Here is a 26,399-nt window from a genome sequence, read left to right as displayed (position 1 = left end):
GGTCGGCAACATGTAGACCTTGTCCAGACTTGGGTTATTTCGACCGCACCCTATTGCTGGCCGCGGGTCGGCATCTCGAACCAGACGACCTTGCCGGTCGACAGCCGGGTCGCACCCCACCGCCGGGCCAGCCGGTTCACCAGGAACAGGCCGCGGCCGCCCTCGTCCATGTCGCGGGCCCGGCGCTGCCGGGGCAGCTGCGGGGCGTCGTCGCCGACCTCGCAGCGCAGGATGTCGGTCCGCAGCAACCGCAGCGTCACCGGTCGCTCCGCGTACCGCACTGCATTGGTCACCACCTCGCTGACCAGCAGTTCCACCGAGTCCGAGAGCTCGTCGAGGCCCCACCGGCTGAGCGCCCTGCGGGCCAGCCGCCGGGCCCGTCCGGGGGCGGAGTCCTCAGGCTCCAGGAACCAGTACGCGACATCGCTCGGCGCGATCCCCTCGAACCGGGCGGCGAGCAGCGCGATGTCGTCGTCCCGGTCGCCCGGGCCGAGCATGTCGAGCACGTCGTCGCAGAGCGCCTCCAGCGGCGGCGAATGATCCGGTCCGGTGAGCTGGGCGGTGGCGGCAAGCCGCTCGCGCAGCTGCTCGATACCGGTCCAGACGTCCCGTAGCCGGGACTCCACCAGGCCGTCGGTGTACAGCAGCAGCGTGGCGCCCGAGGGCGCATCCAGCTCGACGGCCTCGAAGTCCACCCCACCGACGCCGATCGGGGCGCCGGGCGGGACCCGCAGCACCTCGGCGCGGCCGCCCAGATGCAGCAGCACGGGCGGCGGGTGCCCGGCGTTGGCGATGGTGATCCGGTGCGCGACCGGGTCGTACACCGCGTACAGGCAGGTCGCCATCCGGTCGCTGCCGAGCCGCTGCGCCTGCTCGTCCAGGTGGTGCAGCACCTCCTGCGGCGGCAGGTCGAGCCCGGCGAGGGTCTGCGCGGTGGTGCGCAGCTGGCCCATGATTGCCGCGGACGTCATGGAGTGGCCCATGACGTCGCCGACGACCAGGGCGACCCTGCTGCCGGGCAGCGGGATGGCGTCGTACCAGTCACCGCCGACCCGGGCCGTCTCGGCGGCCGGGAGGTAGCGGGAGGCGAGCCGGACGCCGGTGGGCTGCGGCAGTGAGTCGGGCAGCATGGTGCGCTGCAGCTCATCGGCGATGTACGCCTCGCGCCCGTACAGCACGGCCTTGTCGATGCCGAGCGCGGTGTGCGTGGCCAGCTGGGCGGCGACCAGCAGGTCATTGGCCTCGAACGGGGGCCGCTCGGTCCCGCGCAGGAAGACGGCAGCACCGATCACCCGGCGGCGGCCGCGCAGCGGGGCGAGGATCACCCGGTGGCCGGAGGGGACGGTGCGCCCGGCGCCGAGCAGTTCGGGCAGGGCGACGCGGGCCGCCGCGGAGTCCCCGAAGACGGGCCGTACGCCGCGCAGCACCTCGGCGAGCGCACCGCCCGCCTGCACCTCGCAGAGTTCGGCCGCGGGCGTCAGGTCGGCGTGCGGGTCGATGGCGGGCGGGCGCAGCCGCTCGGTCTCCGGGGAGGTCTCGGTCTCCTCATCGTTCAAACGCAGCCGGTCGGACCGGCGCAGCCGCAGCACGAACGGGGTGGCCGGGCGCTCGTCGCCGACCGGGAGCGGATCGCGGAGGTAGACGAGTATGGCGTCGGAGAACGTCGGCACGCTGGCCCGGCACAGGCCGAGGACGATCTCGTCCAGATCTATGCCGCGGGCGATCCGGCGGGTCGCGGCGCCCACGAAGCGCAGCCGGTCACCTTCGCGGCGGGCCACCGTCTGCGGGTCCGGTCCCGCCGCCGCGGCGCTCGGTGCCACGGCGGGGGTCGGTGCCGCCGCAGGGCCGGGAATCGCCGTGGGATTCGAGCCGGTGCCCGCCGGCGTGGCGGGCTTCGGGCCCGACGCCGCGGCGGGGCCGGGGATCGCTGCGGTGGCAGGGGCGGCTGCCGGCGCGGCGTCCTGCTGCCGCGGCCGGGCGCGTTCCTGCGACCGGGCGGCGAGAGGCTGCCGGCCTTCGTGGGAGGTGGGATGCTCCGTCACGCGTGGGGTTCCGTCCGTCCGGGCCGGTTGTATGAGGCAATCACCTTGTGGGGCGCCACTGTGCCCCGGCGAGGGCGGTGATGACAACGGCTGCCATCGCATGCCCAGCTCTGCGGGGCCGAAACCGTATGCCTGCGGGGTGTGTCGCTGACAACGATTCCGCCTTTTCGGCGGCGGACAGCGTGCACATCTCCACCCCCTCGTAGTGGCTCGTGCGGTTGTTGCTGCTCATGCAACTGATGCGGCTCATGAAGATCGTGCAACTCGTGCGATGACTTGCGGTCAGGTCCTCTGCCGCGCGCGCCGGTTGGAGCGGAGCAGCCCTCCGGAGGACGATCCTACGTTTGCCCCCCTGGGGTGCATCAAGGGTCTCACGACGGCATATGCGAGGGCGTACGGTCCCAGTCATCCGGCAGCGCGGGCACGTGCCACCGCGGATCGGGCCGCCAATTCTCCCAGCCGTCCCGGAACGGCGTGCCCCAGGCGTTGATCACGCCGACGGCCGCGCGGCCCGCCTCCCGTACTCGCCGCGCGGTGTCCCGGTCCATCAGACCGACCCGCTGCGCCTGGGCGAATTCGTCCTCGTCCAGCCAGCGCCAGCTCCGGTCGGGGTGCACGGCGATGTCGAGAAAGTGATCCTCGGAGTCGACACCGCCGGCCCAGCGGGTGCGCGGTTCCTCCAGGTTCACGTACCAGTTGCGAAAGGTCCAGCCGCGGTCCCAGAACAGCCAGACCGACCAGGGTTCGCCGGGCCGGGCGAGCTTCAGCACGCCCCTGCCGAACCAGGTCGAGCGGGCGACGGTGCGGGGCGCGGTGTACCGGGTGGCGAGCGGCTCGGCGTGCACACTGGTGCCGTCGGCGAGGACCGGTCTGATGCATTCGGTGCCGGGCGCCATCCAGACGGCGAGCAGTTCGTCGGTGTCCTGGACGACAGTGACCGGCCGACAGATGTGAACCGGGCCGTGGGCGCCGCCGGGCGACCGCGGACCGTTGCCGCGGTAGCGCCACAGGATGTGATCGCCCGGCGCCCAGTACGCGGCATCCGGGCGATCGACTTCTGCGCGCGCGTTGTCTCCCCTACCTGCCATGGAGAGATCTTAGGGATGCCGCCGCCCGGTTGCTGCGATCCACGTCACGGGCGGGTCATACGCAACACGTCGAGCGCCTCGTCGAGCTGTTCCACCGTGAGATCTCCGCGCTCCACATACCCCGAGGCCAGCACCACTTCACGGATCGTCCGCCGCTCGGCGAGCGACTTCTTGGCGACCTTCGCCGCCTCCTCGTAGCCGATGTACTTGTTCAGCGGGGTGACGACGGACGGCGAGGACTCCGCGTACTCCCGGGCCCGTTCCACGTCGGCCGTGATCCCGTCGACCGTACGGTCCGCCAGCAGCCGGGAGACGTTGGCCAGCAGCCGGATCGACTCCAGCAGGTTCTTCGCGATGACCGGCAGCATGACGTTCAGTTCGAAGTTGCCCGCCGCGCCCGCGACGGCGACCGTCGCGTCGTTCCCCATCACCTGGGCGGCGACCATCAGGACGGCCTCGGGAATGACCGGATTCACCTTCCCCGGCATGATCGACGAGCCCGGCTGGAGGTCGGGAAGGCTGATCTCGGCCAATCCGGTGCGCGGGCCGGACGCCATCCAGCGCAGGTCGTTGGAGATTTTGGTGAGCGAGACCGCGATCGTGCGGAGCTGGCCCGACGTCTCGACGAGCCCGTCCCGCGCGCCCTGCGCCTCGAAGTGGTCGCGGGCCTCGGTGAGCGGCAGCCCGGTGACGCGGGCGACCTCGGCGATCACGGCGGCGGAGAAGCCGGGCGGGGTGTTGATGCCGGTGCCGACGGCCGTGCCCCCCAGCGGCAGTTCGGCGAGGCGCGGCAGCGATGCGTTCAGCCGCTCGATGCCGTACCGGATCTGCGCGGCGTAGCCGCCGAACTCCTGACCCAGGGTCACCGGCGTCGCGTCCATCAGATGCGTACGACCCGACTTCACCACGGTCGCGAACTCGGCGGACTTGCGCTCCAGCGCGGCCGCCAGATGGTCCAGGGCGGGGATCAGCTCACCGGTGACGGCCGCGGTCGCGGCGATGTGGATGGAGGACGGGAAGACGTCGTTGGACGACTGCGAGGCGTTGACGTGGTCGTTGGGGTGGACCTCACGGCCGAGACGTTCGGTGGCGAGGGTGGCCACGACCTCGTTGGTGTTCATGTTGGAGGACGTGCCGGACCCGGTCTGGAAGACATCGATCGGGAAGTGCGCGTCCCAGCGGCCGTCGGCGACCTCGCCCGCTGCGTCCTGGATCGCGTCGGCGATGTCCGGGTCGAGCACCTCGAGCTCGGCGTTGACCTTGGCCGCGGCGGCCTTGATCCGGGCCAGGGCCTCGATGTGGGCCCGCTCCAGGCGCCGGCCGGAGATCGGGAAGTTCTCCACGGCGCGCTGTGTCTGGGCCCGCCATTTGGCGTGGGCGGGGACCTTCACCTCACCCATCGAGTCGTGCTCGATGCGGTACTCGGTGCCGCCGGTGGTGTCGGCCGTGCCGGCGGGTGTCTGTGCGTCGTCCATGGGTTTCAACCTCCTGAAAAAGTTGAGCACTTGTCTTGTTCTGTGTATTCCCAATTCGCCTACCGGCCAGTAAATACCGGGGGTAACCACAACCCGGGGAGGCGCAATGAGGCGCACCAGACGCAGAGTCCGCTGTACGGTCGCGGCCGCCGCGGCCATGGCGGCGGTATTAGGCGGCATGACCGCTGCCGCCGGACCGGCAGGCGCGGCACACCGGTCCGGTACCACCCCTACCGCATCCATCCCCCTCCCGCCCGAGCTGGAGGCCATCCGCGCCGCCGAAGCCATCCGGATGTACGGCGACCCGGCGGAGCGCCCGCTGGCCGACCGCAGGACCGGGCTGATCTCGCTCGGCGACAGCGAGATCTCCGGCGAGGGCGTCGGAACGTACGAGGCAGGGACCAACGGCCCCGACAACTGGTGCCACCGCTCGCCCGACTCCGCCATCCACCGCACCGGGATCCCCGCCGACGTCACGTACAACGTCTCCTGTTCGGGCGCGTACACCGGAAACATCGTGATCGGCGGATCCAGGCAGTACGCCGACGAACTCGTGCAGAGCGACAACCTCGCCATCAAGGCCCGCAACACCCGCATCAAGATGATCGTGCTCGTGGCCGGCGCCAACGACGACCTCCAGTTCGGCCCGGTGATGACGGACTGCGTGGAGCGTTGGGTGCTCCTCCAGGGTGCGTGCCGGCCGACGTACGAGGGCGGCTGGCAGGCTCGGATCGACGGGCTCGTCCCCAAGGTCGAGAAGACCGTACGCGACCTGCAGACCGTCATGTCCGACGCCGGTTACACCAGTGGCGACTACAAGCTCGTGGTGATGGGCTACCCCAGCCCCATCGGCCCCGACTTCAACGACAACCCGAACTTCCCCGGCAAGATTCCGGGTGGCTGCGCGGGTTACGACTCCGACGCCGCCTGGGGCCGTAACGTCGCCGTCCCCGCCTTCGAGCGCGGAATGCGCAAGGCCGCCGCCGACACCGGGGCCGTCTACCTCGACAACTCCCGGCTCTTCCACGGCCACGAGGTCTGCATGGAGGACACCTGGGCACGCGGCCTCTACATCGACCTGTCGCACTTCCCGCCGGACTCCAACTCCGTCCGGCAGTCCTTCCACCCCAATGCGCGCGGGCACGCCGCCTTCGCCTCCTGCCTGACGCAGATCTACAACTCCGGTCTGCGCGAGGCGAGCTGCGCCGACCCGGCGAGCACCGGAAAGCCGGTCCTGGAGCCTGCCGCCTGGGACTCGGTCTTCAAGCCCCTCAAGAACGAGGCCACCGGCACGTGTGTGGACGTCCCCGCGTCGGTGACCCGCAACAACACGAAGATCGCGGGCTGGGACTGCCACGGCGGCCGCAACCAGGGCTGGTGGTACGACGCAGGCACGAGGACCGTCCGTACGGAACTGAGCCACGACCGGTGCCTTGATGTGCCGGGCGCCGGCTACGGGGCGGGTGCCACGCTCATCCTGTGGAACTGCTCGGGTGCGGCGAACCAGCAGTTCGTCCAGGAGTCGGGCACGTTGCGCCCGGCGGCTTCGGCCGGGCTGTGCCTGACGCTCGCGGCGGCCAGGGACCCGCTGAAGCTCCAGGCGTGCGACGGGACGGCGAAGCAGCGTTTCGCGTAGGTCCGTAGGGCACATGACGGCGGGGCGGTCGCGCGGTGCGGCCACCGCGCCGTCACTTGTCCACCGCCTCGCTCAGGGACCGGACCGTCGGGGACAGATAGAGCCGCCGCAGCGGCACCGGAGGCAGGCCGTGCTCCCGCATCGCGGTGGCGAGACGGATCGCGTAGAGCGAATTGCCGCCCAGATCGAAGAAGTTGTCGTCGGGGCCGACCGGCACACCGAGGACGGATTCCCAGATCCCGGTAAGTTCGGCGAAGGGGTCGGCCGCGGCGGGGGCGGGGGCGGGGGTGCCGGGCGGGGCGTCGGCAGGGGCGTCGGCCGGGGCCGTCGGGGCGGGCAGCCGGGACGGGTCCAGCTTGCCGTTCGGGGTGAGCGGGAGCCGCGGCAGGGCGGTCACCGAGGCGGGCAGCATGTGCTCCGGCAGCAGCTTCGCGGCCCGCCGGCGTATGTCGTCGGCCGGGCCGGCCGGGTCCGCCGCCAGAACCACGTACGCATCGATCCGCACACCCGCCGCATCGAGGAACGCGTCCCCGGACACCGTCACCGCCGCCGCGGTCACGGACGGATCGGCCAGCAGCACGTGACGGATCTCGTCCAGCTCGATCCGGAAGCCGCGCACCTTCACCTGGCTGTCGATCCGGCCCAGATGCTCCAGCGTGCCGTCCGGGAGCAGCCTGCCCAGATCGCCGCTGCGGTACATCCGTCCGCCGTGCCACGGGTCGGGCACGAAGCGCTGCCCGGTCAGGCCCGGGCGGCCCAGGTACCCCGTCGCGACCCCGGCGCCGCCGACATGGATCTCGCCGGGTGCCCCGGGCGGGACCGGCCTGCCCCGGGCGTCGAGCACGTACACGTACCAGCCGGGCAGCGGACGCCCCACCGAGCGGGACCCGGACAGCGCCGTGCGCCGGGTCACCGTCTGCGCCGTGACATGGACCGTCGTCTCGGTGATGCCGAACATGTTGACCAGCCGGCAGCGGTCCTCGGGGTGGCGGTCGAACCAGTCGCGCAGCGGGCGGGCGTCCAGCGGTTCGCCACCGAGGACGACCAGGCGCAGGGCGAGCGGCGTCCCCTGGCCCCGGCGTTCCCCGTGCTCCCGGTCGGCGGCCATGAGCTGGGTGAACGCGGACGGGGTCTGGCTGAGAACGGTGACCCCCTCCCGTACGAGCAGGGCGTGGAAATCGGCGGGGGAGCGCGAGACCCAGTAGTCGACGACGACCAGCCGGGCGCCGGTCAGCAGGGCGCCCCAGATCTCCCAGACGGAGAAGTCGAAGGCGCTGGAGTGGAAGAGCGTCCATGTGTCGCCGGGGCCGAGACCGAAGTCGTCGCGGGTGGCGTCGATGAGAGCGAGGACATTGGCGTGCGGCACGACGACACCCTTGGGGCGGCCGGTCGAGCCGGAGGTGTGGATGACGTACGCCGGGGCGGTGGCGGGCCGGGCGGTGGGGGCCCGGCGGTCGGCCGGACGGCCGGTGAGGGGGGCGGTGTCCTCCACCGTCAGCCGCAGACCGGCGTCCTCGGCGGTGCGGGCGCGGCGGTCCGCGGGGTGATCCGGATCCAGCGGTACGTAGATCGCGTCCGCCTTGAGGACCGCGAGCATCATTGCGACGAGGTCCGTCGAGCGGGGCAGGCAGAGACCCACATGGTCACCGGGCCGGACGCCCCGGGCGCGCAGCCCGGCGGCCAGTTCGTCGGCGCGGGAGTCCAGCTCCCGGTAGGTCAGGGTGCGCCGGCCGCAGGTCAGGGCGGGCGCCTCGGGGCGCAGGGCGACCTGGTCCGCGAAGGCCTCGTCTATGCGGCGGGAAGGGAGAGGCGGCGGGGCGGCCGAGCGGGGCGGGCGGCCGAGGGCGAGCTGCTCGGCGGACTCCGTCTCGTCGAGCAGGACGAGGTCGATGAGGGGGGTCTCGGGCGGCACCCTGGCCAACTGGTCCTGTACGCGAGCGACATGGCGCTCGGCAGGGGCGGCTTCGTCGACGGCGTCGTCGCCCGGAGGACTGAGGGGAGTGGCGAGGAGGTCCCCGACCGTGCGGTCCTCGGACAGGTCGGCCTCGAGCACGGCCCGGCCGTCGAACGCGCCAAGGGTGTTCCCAGGCCGGTCCAGCGCCGATACGGGCACGGCCACGCGCACGGACGACCTGCCCTCGTACCGTCCGAGTACGAGTGCGGTGGCGGCAGCGCGCCGCAGGGCTTCGGGGCCGGGGACGCGGGCGGGATGCGCTGCGGGGGAGTGCTCCGCCGTCCGTACCTCGTCCGGCCCGAGCTCCCCGCAGAGCACGTGAGAGATCAGCCGGAGCGAGGTCGCGTCCAACGCGGCCGGATCGGCGACGAGGACGAGATCACCGGGACGCGGCACGGGCGGGCGCACGGTGCCCTGCGCGGTCCCGCCTGCGGACTCACCCGCGAGGTCGCCCGCGGTCCTGCCTGCGCGGGTGCCCGCGAGGCTGTCTGTGGCACCGGTCGCAGGGGCGGGTGCGCTCCCACCCGCCGACCCGCCCCCGGACTCACCCGCGCCCTCCTCCTCGTACCGCAGCAGCAGCACCCGCAGCAGCTGCCCCGGTCCGAGCGGACGTCGGGCCTCGGTCTCGCGGCGGCGTGCTGCCCTCTCCGAGTCCGCCGGTGCCGGGACGGTCTCGGTCCACAGCCGGGGGTGCGGGCCGTCCGGCCACCACCGCCTCGACGCCGTCGCGAGTGCGGTCGCGACCGGGCCGTCGTCCGTCGCGCCCTGCGGCAGGCGGACCGTCAGCGTATGGCGGGCAGTTGGCACCGGTGCTCTCCTCCTCGTAGGGGTGCGCCTCAGCGCGTCGTGAATCCGCCGTCGACCGTCAACACGCTTCCCGTCACCTGACGCGACTCGTCGGACGCCAGCCAGAGCACCGCGTCCGCGACATCCTGCGGTTCGACGAGTGCGTTCATCGGCTGCGCCTGGACGAACGTCTCCTCATGCCCGGCGACCGGCACCTCCAGCGACCGGGCGATCTCCGCGAGCATCCGGCCCTCCATCGCGTCGTCGTCCCGCACCGACCCGGGGCACACCGCGTTCACCCGCACCTTGCGCGGCGCGTAGTCCAGTGCGACGGCCCTGGTCAGCCCGACGAGGCCGTGCTTGGCCGCGACGTAACCGGCGAAGTGCCGGTAGCCGACCAGGCCCGCCGTCGACGCGATGTTGACGATGGAGCCGGAGCCCTGCGCGGTCATCCGCCCGCCGACGGCCCGGATCGCCCGCCAGGCACCGCCGAGGTCCACATCGATCATCAGCTGCCACTCGGGCTCGGTGATCTCGTGTGCGGAACGGCCCGAAGGGGCCGCGATCCCCGCGTTGTTGACGAGGACGTCGATCCGCCCGAAGCGCTCCTCCGCATCGTCCGACGCCGCCTCCAGCGCGCCGAGATCCCGCACGTCCGCCTGCCGGGTCAGCACGGCGGAGCCGGCGTCGCGGCAGAGCTCCGCCGTGTACGCGAGCTGGCTCGCCGAACCGAGCGGATAGGGGACGCCGGGCAGCGGACCCGCCACATCGAGCAGCACCAGATCCGCGCCCTCGCGGGCGAACGTCAGCGCACAGGCCCTGCCGAGTCCGCGGGCCGCACCCGTGATCAGCGCGGTCCGTCCGGCCAGCCGCCCGGTGCCGCCGCTCGTCGTCATCCCTCGCCCAGTTCGGCGGCGATCAGTTCCAGCAGCGCGCCCGGGCGGTCGGCCAGATACATGTGCCCGCCGTCCAGCTCGGCGACGGTCAGCTTCCCGCTCGTCGCCCACCCCCACTCGGCAGCGCCGGCCGCACCGACGAGCGTGTCCGCACGCCCGCGGACCGAGACGACGCGCACGGTCAGCGGCCGCTCGGAGGCCGGCCGGTAGCTCTCGTGCAGCTGTACGTCGGCCCGGAGCGACGGCAGCAGCAGCTCCCGCATCTCCGGGTTCTCCAGCGCCGGATGCGCGTACCCGGCGAAGCTCTTCACCTGTGCGACGAACTCGTCCTCCGGCAGCCCGCCCGCCCGGTCGGTGCGGGCGGTCCACGGACCGGGCGAGCCGCTGACGAAGAGCGCTTCGAGACGGATCCCGGGCTCGCGTTCGAGCCGGTGCGCCAGCTCGTACGCGAGTACCGCGCCCATGCTGTGCCCGAACACGGCCACCCGTCGGCCCGTGCCCCCGAGCGCGGCGGTGACCTGGGCGTACGCATCGTCCACGGCCTCGGCCGCCGAGGTGTACGCAGGCTCGGCGAACCTCTTCTCCCGGCCCGGCAGCTGCACCGGCAGGATCGTCAGCTCCGCCGGGGCCTGCCCCTGCCACGGCGTGAAGAACGACGCACCCGCCCCGGCGAAGGGCAGGCAGATCAGGACAGTCTCTTCCACGGTCTCTCTTCCGGTCTCGGGTGTGCGGGAGGGTCAGCCGGACGTCACGAACGCGCTCAGGATGGCGGCCAGATACGCCGGGTCGTCCGCCCCGCACAGCTCGCGCGCCGAGTGCATGGAGAGTCCCGGCACCCCCACATCGACCGTCGCGACCCCCAGCCGGGCCGCGGTGAGCGGACCGATCGACGTACCGCACGGCATCGCGTTGTTGGAGACGAACGGCTGCCACGGCGCACCCGCCCGCTCGCACGCCGCCGCGAACACGGCCATCCCGGTGCTGTCGGTGGCGTACCGCTGATTGACGTTGACCTTGATCGTCGGTCCGCCGTTGGGCAGCGGGTGGTGGTCCGGGTCGTGCCGCTCCGCGTAGTTGGGGTGCACCGCGTGTGCCATGTCGGCGGAGACGCAGAAGGCCCCCGACACCGCCCGCGACCAGTCCTCCGAGCTGCCGCCGCGCGCGGTGACGGAGCGGCCCAGGACCCGCTCCAGCATGGGGCTCTGCGCACCCGTCTCGGAACCGCTGCCGACCTCCTCGTGGTCGAAGGCCGCCAGGACGGGGATGTACGAGGGCGGCTCGGCTCCCGTCGCCGCGCCGGCCAGGGCGGTGACGCCGGCGTGCACCGACACCAGGTTGTCCAGCCGTGACGAGACGACGAACTCCCGGTCAGCGCCCAGATATCCGGGCGGCTGGACGTCGTGCAGCATCAGGTCCCAGCCGAGCACCTCGTCCGGGTCCACCTCGGCGGCCGCCGCCACCCGGCGCAGCAGCGCACCCTCCTCGGGGGCGCCGAGCGCCCACAGGGGGGCGACATGACGCTGCCGGTCGAGCGCCAGTCCCTCGTTGACGGAACGGTCCAGATGGATCGCCAACTGCGGGACCCGCAGCAGCGGTTCGTCGATCTGGACGAGCCGCGACTCGGTCGTGCCGCCGGGCCCGCGCAGCGCGAGCCGCCCGGAGACGCCCAGGTCGCGGTCGAGCCAGGTGTTGAGCGGAACCCCGCCGTAGATCTCCACGGCGATCTGGCGCCAGCCCGCCGAGCCCGTGTCGGGGGTGGGCTTGATCCGCAGGTTCGGCGAGTCGGTGTGCGTGCCGACGATCCGGAACGGGGTGTGCGCCGCGGCGTCCTCGGGGACGTACCACGCGATCAGGGCACCGCCGCGGGTGACGAAGCTGCCGCCGGTCGTGCCCGTCCAGTCGTCCGTACCGCGCAGCTCGCGGAAGCCGGCCTTCTCCAGCCGTTGGACGGCGCTCGCCACCGCGTGGTACGGGGACGGGCTGGCCCGGATGAAGGAGAGCAGGTCGTCGGTGTGACTGCGGTGACTGGGGTGACTGGGGTGGGGGGCCGGCGTCATACGGCGTCCGCCTTTCCGCTGTTCGCTTCCGAGGGTGAGGGTGGAGGTGAGGGCTTGGGGGGTGAGGGTGGGGGTGAGGGCTTCGAGGGCGTGGGTGACGGGGACGACGGGAGCAGCAGTTTCAGGACCGGGCGGTCCGGCCGGGCGCAGAACTCTTCGAGCAGCGCGATGTACGAGCTGAGGAGCTCTTCAGCTGTCTCCCGGTTCCACAGGTCGGCGGAGTACTCCAGGAACGTCCGATAACCCTTCGTACGGTCCCGGCACGGCGCAAGCCCGAAGCACAGCTCGCTGCGAGAAAGAGGCGGTGCCAGATCCTCCACCTCGACGCCCAGACCGGGGATCTCGATGTCCGTGTCGAGGGAGTTCTGGAAGGCGAGCACATGCGGTACCCGGTCCGGCACGTCGTCGGCGCCGGCATCGCGCATCGCCTGCATGATCCGGGCCGTCGGCAGCACATGCGCCATCGCCCCCATCGCCCCCGCCCCGGTGCGCGCCGTCAGCTCGGCACAGGTGGTCCCGGGATTGGCCGAATCCTGTCGTACGCGGACCATCACCGCCGTCGACGTCATGGCGACGAGCGACTCGAAGGCGGTGCCCTGACGGTTGGCGTACGGGACGCTCAGCAGAATGTCCGGCTCCCCCGAGAGCCTGGTCAGAAACACTCCGAGCGCCGTGGCCGCCACCGCGAACGGGGTGGTGTGAACAGCCCCGGCGAACTTCTCGACGGCCGCCCGCACCGCCCCCGACGCCCGGCCGCGGATCGTGTCGCCGAGCCCGCTGAGCTGCTCGGGCCGGGGGCGGTCGGTCGGTACGGGCACCCGGGACGGCACTCCGTCGAGGTACGCGGCGCAGTACGCGGCCCGGCGGGTCCCGGTCTCCGGGTCGTCCTGGGCGCGCTGCCAGCGGGCGTACTCCGTGACCTGCGAGCCCGGCGGGTCAAGGGTGTGCGGCACGCCCTTCGCCGCCGCGGTGTACAGCGCGGCCATCTCGGCGAGCAGGAGCGACAGGGACCAGCCGTCGGCGGTGATGTGGTGCAGGACGAACATCAACGCCCAGCGGTCCTCCTCGACGCGCAGCAGCCGCAGTCCGGGAAGCGCGGGCTGCGAGAGATCGAACGCGGTCGTGGCGGTTTCGCGGCACAACTCATCGGCCCGGGGCTGCCGTTGGCCCGGCGGCAGGCCGGTGAGGTCCTCGACGGGCAGATCGACGGGTTGCGCGGCGGCGACTTCCTGCCACCAGGACGCGTTCTCCTCGACGAACCGGGTCCGCAGGGAGTGGTGCCGGGCCAGCAGTTCGGTGAGCGCGGACCGCAGCGCCGGCACGTCCAGCACGCCGGTGAAGGTGATCCGGGTCGGGATGTTCCACAACTCGGAGTGCGGTACCGAGTGGTGTCCGGCGATCATCCGGGCCTGCTGGTCGCTGACCGGGGCTCGGTCGATGATCTCGACGTCCTCCCCGGTGGGTGCGGGCCCGTGCGCGAGCTGGTCGGTCATCGCCCGCAGCGTGGCGTCGGAGAAGAAGTCCGCCATCGGATAGTCGACACCGAGCGCGTCCCGTACCCGGTTGACCAGGCGGATCGCGGTGATCGAATTGCCGCCGAGGTCGAAGAAGTTGGTCTCGGCGGGGAAGCCGCGGACGTCGAGGACGGACTCCCAGACGTCCCGGAGCGTGTCCGCGGTGGAGCGCGATGATTCGTCCCCGGTGGCCCTGCCACCTCCGGTCATCGACTCCAGCGTCCCGACCAGCTCGTCGAGATACCCGCGCGCCGTCTCCGCGTCGAACAGATCCGCGTCGTAGCGCAGCCGCAGCCGCAGGCCCGATGCCGTACGCGTCGCCATCAGGGCCAGTTCCAGCGGGGCGGACTCCGTCCCGACGGGCACCTCCTCGGCCCGCAGTCCCGGCAGGTCGATCCGCGACAGCGTCTCGTTGTCCAGGTCCACCGACACGGTGATCAGGGGGCGCGGGTTACCCGGGTCCGGGTGCGCCCCGACGAGCAGGGCGTCCAGGTCGACCAGCTGCCGCTCGTCCGCCTCGCGCAGGGCGCGCCCGGTGGCCCGTACCGCAACGGCCGTGTCCGTACCGTCCGGCAGCGACACCCGCAGCGGCAGCAGCGCCACATGGAAGCCGACCGTGTCCCGGGTCTCGGGGGTGCGCCGCCCGAAGGTGGACCCGAGCACGAACTCGTTCTGACCCGACCGCCCGCGCAGCACCAGCTGCCATGCCGTGCACAGCGTCGCGAACAGTGTGGCGCCCTGCTCCCCGCTCCACTCCTGCCACCGCACGGTCCGCTCCTGGTCGACCCGTACGGCCACCGCCCCGCCGCGCCCCGCGACCCGGCGCTCGCGCGGCCGGTCGGTGGGCAGCCCGAGCACCGGCGGCTTCTCACCCAACTGCTCGCGCCACCACGTCAGATCGGCCGGGTCCCGGGGCGGTTCCGGTGCACCGGCCGTCGTGCCGGCCGGCCGTGCGAAGACCGGCGCACGGTTCTCCACCGCCGCCCGGTACAGCTCCTCCAGGTCACTCGCCATCAGCCCCGCGGAGTGGGCGTCGGTGACGATGTGGTGCATGCCGAGCACCAGCACCTGGTCGTCGTCCGCGAGCCGGATCAGCCGGGGTGTGAACAGCGGTCCCTCGGCCAGGTCGTACCCGCGCCCGCTCTCCTCGGCGAGCGCCGCCGCGATCGTCCGGTCGGCCCCGTCGGGGGACTGTCCCCGGGCGTCCGTCACCAGGAGCGGGATGCGCAGCCCGGGCCGGACGACCTGGACCACGGTCTCGTCGCCGCTTCCGGCCCGGAACACGGTCCGCAGCCCGGCATGCCGGACGACCAGCCCGTCCAGGGCGACACGGAGGGCGGACTCGTCGAGCCGGCCGTGCAGGCGGACCGCCTGGGTCTCGTTGTACGCGGCGGAGTTGCCGAGCAGCCGGGCCGCGAGCCACAGCCGCCGCTGCGCGGAGGTGGCGGGCGCGGTGAGGTCCTGTGCCTTCTGCAGCTCCTGTGCCTCCGGCGTCTTCCGCTCCCGGGTGCGGCGCCGCAGCAGATCCAGCTGTTCCAGCCCTGCCCGCATCCGCTCCTCGGGCAGCCCGAAGTCGACGAGCGCGGCGATCTCGTCGGCCCCGGCCCTGTGCAGGGCGTCGACGAGCGGGGTGCAGCTCTCCGGGGTGCCGATCAGGGCCCGCTGATCGCAGTACCGGTCGTACGCGCGGCGGAAGAGATAGTCCAGGTCGTCCTCGCTCGCCGTCGCCACGTCCTCGGGGCTGCGGCCGAGCGCGGTGGCGGCCGACCTCATCAGCAGCGACGAGCGCAGATAGCGGCTCATCGGCTCCAGCGCCTCGGCCCGCGCCACAGCATGATCCGTACCGAGGTAGGTGTGGACCAGGACGGTCACCCGTCCGCCGTCCGGATCGAGTCCGCAGTCGGCGCGCACCCGCCGGTAGTGGTCGATGTTCGCGGCCAGTTCGGCCACGGTCTGGCTCATGAGGTTGGTGACGATCCCCAGCCCGCGCCGGGCCGCCTCCCCGTACGAGGAACGCTGCCCGGAGGTGGCGAGGAACATCGGCGGCTCGGCCTGCACCGGACGGGGATGGATGCGTACACGGGTGTCGGCGCCCTCGCCCGTCCGCCGCGCTATGGACTCGCCGGCCCACAGCCGGCGGACGTCGTCGAGATGGGAGAAGGCGATCTCCCGGCGGTCCTCGAACCGGTCCGGGTGCAGGGCGAAGTCCTGCGCGTGCCAGCCGGTGGCGCAGCCGATGCCGACCCGCCCGCCGGACAGGTTGTCGACGACCGACCACTCCTCGGCGACCCGGATCGGGTCGTGCAGCGGCAGGACGACCGAGCCCGCGTTGATCCTGATCCGCTCGGTCTCGCGGGCGAGGACGGCGGCGAGTACGGCCGGGTTGGGGAAGAGGCCGCCGAAGGAGTGGAAGTGCCGCTCGGGCAGCCAGACGGAACTGAAGCCGCGCTCGTCGGCGAAGCGGGCGGTTTCGATGACGCTGTCGTACGCCTTGGCGGTGTCCGCGGTCTCCGGGTAGTCGCCGAAGAAATAGACGCCGAGGTCGGGGGCGGGGCGGGTGCGCGGTGCGGGCAGTGGCCGGGCGGGCCGCTTCGCCGACGGGAAGAAGCCGCCGTCGCGCAGTTCGCGCAGCGAACCCTCCACGGCGGCGGCGACCGTCGCCACGTCGTCGTCGGTGTGCGCGGTGGAGAGATAGAAGCTGCGCCACTCCCAGACGTACACGCCGCGCAGCAGGAGGTGGTGGTAGAGCAACTCCATGTCGGCGCGGTGTGTGAACCGGAACATCGAGCCGAAGTGGGCCAGTTCGAGCGGGAACTCCTCGTCCCGGAAGAAGCGGTTGAGGCGGTCGGCGAGCGCGTCGGTCCGGGCGTTCAGCCGCTCCTGAAGACCGGGGCCCTCCTCCTTGAGGTGGGTGAGCACCGCCCGCGCCGCGGCCATCGAGAGCGGGTGCTGCATATACGTACCGCCGAAGAAGGTGGTCTCGTGCGGGGGTCCGCTGTCGTCGCCGTACTGCCAGAGACCGCCGTCGACGCCGTCGAGGATGTCGGCACGGCCCGCGATCGCGCCGATCGGGAAGCCGCTGCCGAGCGCCTTGCCGTAGGTGGCCAGGTCGGGGACGACACCGAAGTGGTGCTGGGCGCCGCGCGGGTGCGGGCGCAGACCGGTCAGCATCTCGTCGAAGAGGAGCACGATGCCGCGGCGGGCAGTCAGGTCGCGCAGCGACCGCAGGAAGTCGGCCGGGCGGAGTGCGGGGTTGCGGCACTGGACGGGCTCGACGAGGACGGCCGCCACGGTGTCACCGAGCGCGTCGATGGTGTCGAGGGCGTCCTGGCTGCCGTACTCCAGCACGATCAGTTCGGCGACGGCGCTCGCGGGGATGCCGCGTGAGACGGGCACGGCGCCCCGGCCGCCCGGACTGCCGGGGCGGCCGAGCACGGAGTCGATGTGTCCGTGGTACGAGCCGCGGAACATGACGACCTTGTCGCGCCCGGTGGCGGCCCGGGCCAGCCGGACCGCCGCCGAGTTCGCCTCCGTACCGGTGCTCGCGAACGCCACCCGCTCCATCCCCGTCACCTCGGCCAGCAGTGCGGCCACTTCACCGGTGTCGGCGGAGCGGGGACCGAACCGGAGGCCCTGCGAGAGATGGCGCCGTACGGCATCGGTGACGAACTCCGGCTCGTGCCCGAAGAGCAGGGCGCCGAAGCCCATGGTGATGTCGGTGTAGTCGTTGCCGTCGACATCGGTGAGCCGCGACCCGTGCGCGGACCGGGCGGCGATCGGGTACAGCATTTCCTTGGTGGCCTGGCGGAACCCGACGACGGCCCGGCTGTCGGCGAGCACCGGCCGATGCTGCTGTGCCAGCTCCTTCGAGGTGCGGGTGCGCTCGGTGAACCGCCGGACGAGGGACGCGGTGTGCGCGCGCTGGGCGGCGTCGGCGCCCGCCCCGGCCATGCCGGCCACGGGATCCACGACGAGGCGGGGGCCGTGCTGTGCGGCAGCGGTGGAGGGGGAGCGGTACGGAGAGGGGACGGCAGCGGCTGCGAGCTGTTCGGTCAGGCGTCGCGAGAGCTCCGCCGCACGGGTCACCTCGGCGGCGGCACCGTCCGTGTGGTTCATCGGCGGTCCCCCTCCGGGGCGGCGGCGGAGATGCCGGTCAGCAGGGCCACGGCATCCGAGAGCTGGGTGAGCATCGCGGCCTGGTTGCGGGCCAACTGGGCCACCTGACGGGTCAGTTCCTCGACCTCGGCGCGTGTCGCGTAGACCGGTTCCGGATCATCCGCCACCTGCGGCTTCGGGGCCGTACGCGTCGATATCAGGCGAGCCGTGAGCCGGGGGGTGCCCGCCTCCTCCAGTATCTCCCGTATCGCAATCTCCGTACCGAACTCCGCCTCCAACTGCCGGACCATGCCGATCAGTTGGAGTGAGTCGGCGCCCAGCCCGACGTACGTCCTGTCCGCACCGACCTCCGAGGGCCGATAGCCGAGATGGCCGGCGGTGAGCGCCAGAACCCGGTCCAGTACGGCCTGTTCAGTCATGCCATCCTCCGTTGTGCGCTCGGGTACGTACGAAGTGGTCGGGACCGGCGGCGGACCGACCCAGTGGGACCGATGCTGGAACGGATACGTCGGCAGCGGCACCCGCCGGCCGCCGCACCCCGCGAGCAACGCCGCCCAGTCGACGGCCACCCCCGCGCAGTGCAGCCGGGCCACCGCGTGCCGGAACGCCGATGTCGGTACAGGGTCAGCACCCGGCAGCACCCGGCGCGCCATCCCGGTCAGCGCGGCGGAGGGGCCGAGTTCGAGAAGGACCACGCCGGTGGGTCCGGTGGGTCCGGTGGGTCGAGCGGGTCCCGTGGACCCGATGGCCCGCAGCACCGCGTGGAAGTCGGCGGTCCGGCGTGCCTGCCGGACCAGATAATCGGCGTCGGGCCGCCACCCCGGGTGCCGCACCGCCCCGTCGAGCCCGCTGACGAACGGTGTACGGAGCGGGAGCAGCCCGGCCTTCTCCACGGCGGTCCGCAGCTCGTCGAGGACCGGATCGAGCAGGGCGGTGTGAAAGGCCCGGTCCACGGCCAGTGGCTCGTACGCCTCTCCGCCCGCCGCCAGCAGGGCGCGCGCGGCCTCGACCGCCTCCGGGGGCCCGGCGACGACATGGTGGGCCGGCCCGTTGACCACGGCGAGCTCCAGCCCCTCGACGGCGGCCTGCAACTCGCGTACCCGCGCCTCCGGTACGAACGCCGCGAGCATCGCACCGTTCGCCGACCGCTCCTGCATCAGCCGCCCGCGCCGGCACAGCAGCCGCATCCCGTCCTCCATGCTCAGCGCCCCGGCCACGCAGAGCGCCGCGTACTCGCCGACGCTGTGCCCGGCGACCAGCGAGGGTGTGACGCCGAGCTGCTGCCAGAGGCGGGCCTGGGCTATCTGGAGGGCGAAGAGGGCGGGCTGTGCGAAGTCGGTGGTCCAGGCGGCCGGGCCGTGGCCGTGCACGACCCGGTCGAGGAAGTCGCCCTTGCCCGTCTCCTCCTCGTACACGCGGGCGCAGGAGGCGAGTACCTCGGCCACGACGGGGAAGCGTGCGGCCGGCTCCGCGCCCATGCCCGGACGTCCGCCGCCCTGCCCGCTGAAGAGGAGGACGGGCCGCTCCGGCTCCTGCTCGACGACCCCGGCGTCGTACGCACCGCCCGGGGCCGCCCCCGCCAGGAAGGCGTCCAGCCCCGCCACCGGATCCTCGGACGTCACGACCAGCCGGTGGCGCAAATGGCGTCGCCCCAGCGCGGCCGTGACCAGCAGATCGGCGGGCGCCGCCCAGGGCCCGCGCACCAGCCGCTCGCGGAACGCGCGGGCGTACGCCACCAGCGCTTCGCGGCTCGCGCCGGACAGCGGCAGCAGGGGCAGCGTCTCCGAGGAATCGTTCCGCTCCCGCCCCGGGGCCCACCCCCGCTCCTTCTCCCGCACCACGGGCGCCTGCTCCAGAATCACGTGCGCATTGGTACCGCCCATCCCGATGGAGTGCACCCCGGCTCGCCGCACCTCCCCAGGCACCGGCCACGCCGTCTCCCGCCTCGGCAGGACAAAGGGACTCGACTCGACGGCGAGCGCCGGATTCGGCGCCCGGAAGTTCACCAGCGGAGGGACGATCCCGTGCCGCAGCACCAGGACCGCTTTGATCAGCCCGGCCAGCCCCGCCGCACTGTCGAGGTGTCCGATGGCAGGTTTGGTGGAGCCCAGCGCACAGAACCCGGTCCGGTCGGTGTGGCGGCGGAACGCCTCCGTGAGAGCGGCGAACTCGATCGGGTCGCCCTTGAACGTGCCCGTGCCGTGCGCCTCCAGGTAACCCACCGATTCCGCCGGGACCCCGGCGGACCGCAGCGCGCCCAGCACGGCATCTCGCTGCCCGGCGACACCCGGTGCGGCGAAACCGGTCTTCGCCGCACCGTCGTTGGTGACCGACGAGCCCAGGATCACGGCGTGCACGGTGTCCTTGTCGGCGAGCGCCCGGTCCAGCGGCTTCAGCAGGACGGCAGCGACACCGTTGCCGCCGACCGTGCCGTCCGCACCCGCGTCGAAGGCCCGCACGGCACCGGTCCGCGAGAGCGTGGAACCCTTCACATGGCGGTGCCCCGTCACCTGCGGCAGATGCAGCGCCGCCGAGCCGACCAGCATCAGATCGGCGTCACCGGCGCGCAACGCCTGACAGGCCAGATGGACGGAGACCAGCGAACTGGAACAGGCCGTCGCCACATTGACCGCGGGACCGGTCAGACCGAGCCGGAACGCGGCCCGATTGGCGGTGAAATCCGGGTAGTTGCCGACCTGGACCTGTTTGACGGTCATCCAGTCGCCGGACCGTGCCTCCGTGGCCAGGTTCTCGGCGAGATAGCTGTGCAGGGAGTAGAGGCGGTAACCGGCGCTCCCGTACACCCCTATCCGTAACGACTCGTCGCGACCGGCGTAGCCGCCGTCCTCCAGGGCGTGGAAGCAGCACTCCAGGAAGAGCCGCTGCTGCGGATCGGTGAGGGCAGCCTCGCGCCCGCTCATCCCGAAGAACCCGGCGTCGAACCCGTCGATGCCGCCGTGCCCGTTGCCGCCCAGCAGCGCCGCCGCCCCGACGAACCCCTCCGCCGCGTACTCCGCCTCCGATATCCCGGCGGCGGCGAACTCGGCCCCGGTGAACCGGCGTACGTGCGAGACGCCCGCACGGATGTCGCGCCAGTACTGCTCGGGGGTGTCAGCTCCCGGGAACCTCAGCGCCATCCCGATCACCGCGATGGGGTTCTCGTTCCCCCGCTCCTGATCCCGCTCTCTCGCCGTCTCCACCACCGCGCCTCTCTCCCCTCCGCAGCCCCGCCACCCGGAGCAGGAACGCCACCGCGACCACCATCGCAGCACCATGGGACCATCCGACGACGGTCAGCGGGCTGTAGCGGTCAAGTGCCGCTGCGACAAGGATCATTCCGACGCCGAAGCCAAGATTCTCGAACGTCGCGGAGAGCCCGAACGCATGCCCGCGCAGGTCGGCGGAGAGCGTCTGCAGATGCGAGGTGTACGACACCTCCGTGAGCCCGTCGGCCGCTCCCGCGACCAGTGCGATCCCTCCCGTCGCCACCAACGGGAACCCCGCGAACGCGAGGATGAACGCCCCGGACATCACGATCGTGCCGTAGCCGAAGCCCAGCGCACCCACCGATCGGCCGGTGAGCTTCGCGTACCGCTGGATCACCTGTTGCGCGACGACGTTGCCCAGCGCCCACAGGCACCAGAAGGCGCTGACGAACACGGCCGGGCGCGAGGCGTCGAGTTCGGTGGAGTAGATCGGCAGCGCGGCGTTGTGGGACGACGAACCGAACGCGTCCACCCCGCGCAGCGCCACCATCAGGCCGAGACCGGGCGCGGCGGCCAGCGCGACGAACGCGACGGGCAACCGCCGCCGCCCCGCCTTCTCCGCGGCCGCCGCACCCTGTTCGGCGCGCCCGCCGGAATCCCCCTCCGAATCCGGCCGAGCGCTCCTCCCTCTGCCTCCGCCCGCGATCGGCAGCAGCGCCACCGTCACGGCACAGATCACAAAGGTGGCCATGTCCACCACGAACGCGGCGGTGTAACCGACCAGCGAGACGACCACACCGGCCGATGCGAAGCCGGCCACCATCGCCAGGGAACGCCCGGTAATGGAAAGGGAGTTCGCCCAGCCGCGCCGGTCGGCGCCCACCATCTCGGGAATGGAACTGCGCAGCGACACCATGAAGAGCGTGCCGCAGGACCCGACCACCACCGAGACGGCCACCAGTGCGCCCGTCCGCAGCCCGTCCGGCGCAAGGACCAGCAGCAGCATCACCGCCGCCTGTGCCACGTTCGTCCAGAGCATCACGGTCTTGGCGGTGAAGCGCGCGAGCAGCGTGCCGGCCGTCAGACCGGCGGCAAAGCCGGACCCCAGCCGCACCGCCATGAACAGCCCCATGGCGATCGCCCGGCCCGTCGTCTCATAGACGAACAGATTGAGCGCCACCATATTCAGGAAGGTGCCGTACGAAGAGATGGCGTATCCGGCGACGAGGAATCGATAACGCCGTTCGCCGAGCGCCGTGCGGTCCGGTCCGTCGTCGGAATGGCTGTTGGTCTGGTCGATGCCGAGCTTCACCCGGACATACTCGTCGAGCAACCACGACCCCTGATGTCGAGCCGTTTGCACAAATGTAATCTGCATACTTGTGAAGGACGATCAATCCGGCCCACGGGTATGTGATTGCCGCGAATCGTCGCCCGACCGTCCCTGCGAGACGGCCCTGGCGGCGTACCGGCGTGCGCTCATGGAGGGGAGCCTTCCGCAGGACGGGGCGCCCGCCTGTCTACGGGCCCTGCAGTTGGTGGTGACGGACCGGGACGCACCGGGTTCGCTGATCCCCGTGCCGCCGGAGACGGCATCGTTCGCCGCACTCGGCCCCATCGAGGAGGAGATCGTCCAGCAGCGCCGCAACCTGCGCGCGGTGCGCGCCAGTCTCGCCGCGTTCGAGGGGCTGTACGCGGAAGTCCACCGGCTCGAACAGCCCGTCCTCACCCGGCTCGTCGGAAGAGCCGTCATCGGCAAGGCACTTGACGCGGCCGTGGGCAGTTGCCAGGAGGAGTTGCTCACCGCACAGCCCGGCGGCGGCCGCCCCTCGCACGTCCTCGGCGAGGCGCTGCCCCGCGATCTGCGGATGCTGCGGCGCGGAGTGCGGCAGCGGACGATCTACCAGCACACCGTCCGCTCGCACCGGGCGACACTCTCCTACATCGAGCAGGTGACGTCGGCCGGAGCCGAGGTACGGACGCTCGCCGAAGTCGTCGACCGGGTCATCGTCTGCGACCGGGAAATCGGGTTCGTGCCCGTCCCCGACGAGCCGCACACGGCGCTGCGGGTCCAGCACCCGGCCCTGGTCAGCCTGCTGGTCCGGCAATTCGACAACGCCTGGTCCCGCTCCGTCCCGATCCGCCCCGACGGCGCGCCGCTGCGCTCCTCCGTCATCATGTCCGACCTCCAGCGCACCATTCTGCTGGCGGTCGTGGGCGGCGAGACGGACGCGTCGATCGCCCGCCGGCTCGGCATGAGCCGTCGCAGCGTCGCCGAACACATGCGGAAGGTCTCGGAACAACTGGGCAGCAACAGCCGCGCCCAACTCGGCTATCTGCTCGCGACGTCGGGGCTGCTGGACCTCTGAGCGAAGCGGTACGGACGCACCGCGGGGGCGCCCCGGCCGAAACCGGAACGTCCCCGCGGGCACGTACGCACGAAGTGATCAGACGAGACCGGGACCCCGCACCGGGATGCTGGTGAACGTCGGCGCCGGGGCGGGCTCGGTGAAGAAGTCGTTGCCCTTGTCGTCGACGACGATGAACGCCGGGAAGTCCTCGACCTCGATCCTCCAGACCGCCTCCATGCCGAGCTCCTCGTACTCGACGACCTCGACCTTCTTGATGCAGTCCTGGGCGAGGCGCGCCGCCGGGCCGCCGATCGAGCCGAGGTAGAAGCCGCCGTGCGCGTCGCACGCGTCGGTGACCTGCTTGGACCGGTTGCCCTTGGCGAGCATCACCTTGGAGCCGCCCGCCGCCTGGAACTGTGCGACATAGCTGTCCATGCGGCCGGCCGTCGTCGGGCCGAAGGAACCGGAGGCGTACCCCTCGGGCGTCTTCGCCGGGCCCGCGTAATAGACCGGGTGGTCCTTGAGGTACTGCGGCATCTCCTCGCCCGCGTCGAGCCGCTCCTTGATCTTGGCGTGCGCGATGTCGCGCGCCACGACCAGTGGACCGGTCAGCGAGAGCCGGGTCTTGACCGGGTACTTGGTCAGCTCGGCGAGGATGTCGTCCATCGGCCGGTTCAGGTCGATCTCGACGACGTCACCCGCCTCGTCGAGGTGGTCGTCCGTGGTGTCCGGCAGGAAGCGCGCGGGGTCCTTCTCCAGCTGCTCCAGGAAGACACCCTCGGCGGTGATCTTCGCGGTGGCCTGGCGGTCCGCCGAACACGACACGGCGATCGCGACGGGCAGCGAGGCACCGTGCCGCGGCAGGCGCACCACGCGCACATCGTGACAGAAGTACTTGCCGCCGAACTGCGCACCGATCCCGATCTTCTGCGTCAGCTCGAAGACCTTCTCCTCCAGCTCCTTGTCCCGGAAGCCGTGACCGGTCGGGGAGCCCTCGGCGGGCAGTTCGTCCAGGTAGTGCGCGGAGGCGTACTTCGCGGTCTTCAGCGCGAACTCGGCCGACGTACCGCCGACGACGATCGCCAGGTGGTACGGCGGGCAGGCCGCGGTCCCCAGCGAACGGATCTTCTCCTCCAGGAACTTCATCATGGAGGCCTCGTTCAGGACGGCCTTCGTCTCCTGGAAGAGGAACGACTTGTTGGCCGAGCCGCCGCCCTTCGCCATGAAGAGGAACTTGTACGCGCCGCCGTCGGTGGCGTACAGCTCGATCTGGGCCGGGAGGTTCGAGCCGGTGTTCTTCTCGTCCCACATGGTCAGCGGGGCCATCTGCGAGTAGCGCAGGTTGAGCTTGGTGTAGGCGTCGAAGATGCCGTGCGACAGGGCCTCCTCGTCACCGCCCTCGGTCAGCACGTTCTGCCCGCGCTTGCCCATGACGATCGCGGTGCCGGTGTCCTGGCACATGGGGAGGACACCCGCGGCGGCGATGTTCGCGTTCTTCAGCAGGTCGAGCGCGACGAACTTGTCGTTGGACGACGCCTCGGGGTCGTCGACGATCCGCCGCAGCTGCGCCAGGTGTGCGGGGCGCAGATAGTGCGAGATGTCGTGCATCGCCTCGGCGGCCAGGGTGCGCAGCGCCTCCGGTTCGACCTTGAGGAACGTACGGCCGTCGGCCTCGAAGGTCGAGACGCCCTCGGCGGTCACCAGCCGGTAGGGCGTGGTGTCCTCTCCCAGCGGGAGCAGATCGGAGTACGCAAACTCTGGCATTACGGCCATTCCTCACTCGGCGACAGCGGCTGACCACCCTTGGGCAGCGCACCCACCAGGGTAGAACGCCGCAAGCGGGCCGAACCTGTGAGGTAAGGCTCAGTTCGAGCACCGCATGCGCTCGTCGTCCTGCACCGATCAGCTCGGAGTGCGCCCCGGACAGGCCCTAGTCGCGATCTATCGCGTTTGGGTACGCTGGGCCGGTGGACCTCGAAAAGCACCCTCAGCAGCCTGCCGCCCCGGCGCCGCCCGCGCCCGCCGGCATCCGCGCCTCCGACGCAGACCGCGACCGGATCGCGGACATCCTGCGGGAGGCCATGGCCGAGGGCCGGCTGACCGTCGAGGAGCACGCCGAGCGGGTCGACGCCGTCTACCGCGCCAAGACCGTCGGCGAACTCGAGCCGCTGGTACGGGACCTGCCGACCCCCGGCGGCTCCACCCGGCCGTCGTCCACGACGCCGTACGCGCACGGCCCCGAGGCCCCCGCGGGCCCGGCCGACAATCTGGTGGCGATCTTCAGCAGCTCCACCCGCAAGGGCCGCTGGCGGGTCGGTGGCCGTACGAACGCCTTCGCGCTCTTCGGCAGCGTGGAGATCGATCTGACCGAGGCGCTTTTCAGCCAGAGACTCACCGTCATCAACGCGACCTCCATCTTCGGCAGTGTCGAGATCAAGGTCCCGGAGAACATCTCGCTGCGCGGCAGCGGCACGGGCGTCTTCGGCAATTTCGAAGTCCTCACACTGGAATCCGCAGACCCGGAAGCCCCGGTGATCGTCGTCAACGGCTATTCCGTCTTCGGGAACGTCGAGGCAAAGCCGAAGCGGGGGAAACTGATTACGGATCTCCACAACCAGCTGCGCAAGCACCTCGGCCACTGAACCCGCATCGGTTGGCAATGGTCCGCACGGCCCTGGATCCGGCCAAAATTCCGGTCGACCACAATTCCGTCGCCCGGAACCCTGTGCCACTCAGTGCTTAGGCGCACGCACAGCGGGTAGGGAGTGCTGCATCGTCTCTCGCTCGCGAAGCCGTCGTCAGGAGTAGACCGTGCTGCAACTGCCGCATCAGCCCCTGCAGGTCGCCGCCGTTCCCACCCAGGGCGCTCCTGCTCGGGAGGACCAGGCCGGCCCCTGGCACTCGGAGGCGGTGTGCCGCCGGGACGAAGCCGGGCTGTTCTTCGCCCCGTCGAAGGAGCCGACTGCTGCCCGACTGTCCCGTGAGGAGTCCGCGAAACGGGTCTGCGCGCGCTGTCCGGTGATGGTCGAATGCCGGGAACACGCCTTGGCGCAGCCCGAACCGTACGGGGTGTGGGGCGGCCTCACGGCTGCCGAGCGCCGCGTGGTGCTCGCCCGCCGCAGGCGGCGCGAGGTGGAGCTCAAGGCGGCCGCCTCGGCCGACCACATCGCCGCAGCCGGCTGACCGGCCGTACGGAACTTCTGAACAGACGGCCCCGGACCGACACCCGGCGCGACAGCCCTGCGCCGAAGCCTCGCACCGACGCGAAGAGGCGCCCC

The 26,399-nt window shown here is 71.8% G+C and carries 15 protein-coding genes; 4 read left to right on the top strand and 11 right to left on the bottom strand.

Annotated elements, in window-relative coordinates; translation table 11 throughout:
- Nucleotides 1-50 precede the first annotated feature (50 nt).
- The 3 genes from ACWCP8_RS01450 to ACWCP8_RS01440 form a co-directional block, all read right to left on the bottom strand.
- A complete protein-coding gene (locus ACWCP8_RS01450) occupies nt 51-2,042 on the bottom strand; it encodes an ATP-binding SpoIIE family protein phosphatase (RefSeq protein WP_352267714.1) in 1,992 nt (663 codons plus the stop codon).
- Nucleotides 2,043-2,413: 371 nt separating this feature from the next.
- Nucleotides 2,414-3,130, bottom strand: a complete 717-nt coding sequence (gene fomD, locus ACWCP8_RS01445) for a cytidylyl-2-hydroxypropylphosphonate hydrolase (RefSeq protein WP_352267715.1) — start codon at nt 3,128-3,130, stop codon at nt 2,414-2,416.
- Nucleotides 3,131-3,174: 44 nt separating this feature from the next.
- Nucleotides 3,175-4,605: a class II fumarate hydratase gene (locus ACWCP8_RS01440; protein WP_352267716.1), complete on the bottom strand. Its 1,431-nt coding sequence runs from the start codon at nt 4,603-4,605 to the stop codon at nt 3,175-3,177.
- Nucleotides 4,606-4,711: 106 nt separating this feature from the next.
- On the opposite strand from ACWCP8_RS01440, the gene ACWCP8_RS01435 reads away from it, so the two are divergent.
- Entirely contained in the window at nt 4,712-6,241 is a 1,530-nt protein-coding gene (locus tag ACWCP8_RS01435; RefSeq protein ID WP_451113876.1) for a ricin-type beta-trefoil lectin domain protein, read from the top strand.
- A 52-nt stretch (nt 6,242-6,293) separates the two neighbouring features.
- Here ACWCP8_RS01435 and ACWCP8_RS01430 read toward each other — a convergent pair whose 3' ends face one another.
- From ACWCP8_RS01430 to ACWCP8_RS01400, 7 genes are read right to left on the bottom strand one after another with little or no spacing between them, the layout of a single operon-like run.
- Nucleotides 6,294-9,002: an amino acid adenylation domain-containing protein gene (locus ACWCP8_RS01430; protein WP_451113875.1), complete on the bottom strand. Its 2,709-nt coding sequence runs from the start codon at nt 9,000-9,002 to the stop codon at nt 6,294-6,296.
- Between the two features lie 29 nt (nt 9,003-9,031).
- A complete protein-coding gene (locus ACWCP8_RS01425; RefSeq protein WP_451113874.1) occupies nt 9,032-9,877 on the bottom strand; it encodes a mycofactocin-coupled SDR family oxidoreductase in 846 nt (281 codons plus the stop codon).
- Nucleotides 9,874-10,581: a thioesterase II family protein gene (locus tag ACWCP8_RS01420; RefSeq protein WP_352267722.1), complete on the bottom strand. Its 708-nt coding sequence runs from the start codon at nt 10,579-10,581 to the stop codon at nt 9,874-9,876. Before ACWCP8_RS01420 ends, ACWCP8_RS01425 begins: the two co-directional genes overlap by 4 nt.
- A gap of 33 nt (nt 10,582-10,614) precedes the next feature.
- Entirely contained in the window at nt 10,615-11,934 is a 1,320-nt protein-coding gene (locus ACWCP8_RS01415) for a M18 family aminopeptidase (RefSeq protein WP_352267723.1), read from the bottom strand.
- Nucleotides 11,931-17,564: a MupA/Atu3671 family FMN-dependent luciferase-like monooxygenase gene (locus tag ACWCP8_RS01410; RefSeq protein ID WP_451113873.1), complete on the bottom strand. Its 5,634-nt coding sequence runs from the start codon at nt 17,562-17,564 to the stop codon at nt 11,931-11,933. The genes ACWCP8_RS01415 and ACWCP8_RS01410 overlap by 4 nt, the downstream gene beginning before the upstream one ends.
- A complete protein-coding gene (locus tag ACWCP8_RS01405; RefSeq protein ID WP_451113872.1) occupies nt 17,561-20,764 on the bottom strand; it encodes a type I polyketide synthase in 3,204 nt (1,067 codons plus the stop codon). Before ACWCP8_RS01405 ends, ACWCP8_RS01410 begins: the two co-directional genes overlap by 4 nt.
- Nucleotides 20,676-21,953 carry an MFS transporter gene (locus tag ACWCP8_RS01400; RefSeq protein ID WP_451114123.1) on the bottom strand — a complete coding sequence of 426 codons (1,278 nt, stop codon included), beginning with the start codon at nt 21,951-21,953 and terminating at the stop codon, nt 20,676-20,678. Before ACWCP8_RS01400 ends, ACWCP8_RS01405 begins: the two co-directional genes overlap by 89 nt.
- Before the next feature lie 199 nt (nt 21,954-22,152).
- Between ACWCP8_RS01400 and ACWCP8_RS01395 the strand changes: the two genes are divergently transcribed.
- Nucleotides 22,153-23,139, top strand: coding sequence for a helix-turn-helix transcriptional regulator (locus ACWCP8_RS01395; RefSeq protein WP_352267726.1), 987 nt, complete (start codon nt 22,153-22,155; stop codon nt 23,137-23,139).
- 78 nt (nt 23,140-23,217) lie between these two features.
- Here ACWCP8_RS01395 and ACWCP8_RS01390 read toward each other — a convergent pair whose 3' ends face one another.
- Nucleotides 23,218-24,885 carry a fumarate hydratase gene (locus ACWCP8_RS01390; protein ID WP_352267727.1) on the bottom strand — a complete coding sequence of 556 codons (1,668 nt, stop codon included), beginning with the start codon at nt 24,883-24,885 and terminating at the stop codon, nt 23,218-23,220.
- Between the two features lie 203 nt (nt 24,886-25,088).
- On the opposite strand from ACWCP8_RS01390, the gene ACWCP8_RS01385 reads away from it, so the two are divergent.
- Both ACWCP8_RS01385 and ACWCP8_RS01380 read left to right on the top strand, forming a co-directional pair.
- Nucleotides 25,089-25,763 (top strand): DUF1707 SHOCT-like domain-containing protein, encoded by a 675-nt coding sequence (locus ACWCP8_RS01385; protein WP_352267729.1) that lies wholly within the window; start codon nt 25,089-25,091, stop codon nt 25,761-25,763.
- Nucleotides 25,764-25,932: 169 nt separating this feature from the next.
- Nucleotides 25,933-26,304, top strand: coding sequence for a WhiB family transcriptional regulator (locus tag ACWCP8_RS01380; RefSeq protein WP_352267731.1), 372 nt, complete (start codon nt 25,933-25,935; stop codon nt 26,302-26,304).
- Nucleotides 26,305-26,399: the final 95 nt, after the last annotated feature.

This window comes from Streptomyces sp. NPDC002206 (genome assembly GCF_053593595.1).
The sequence above is the reverse complement of the archived record's forward strand: the minus strand, read 5'-3'. Positions and strand labels throughout refer to the sequence as shown.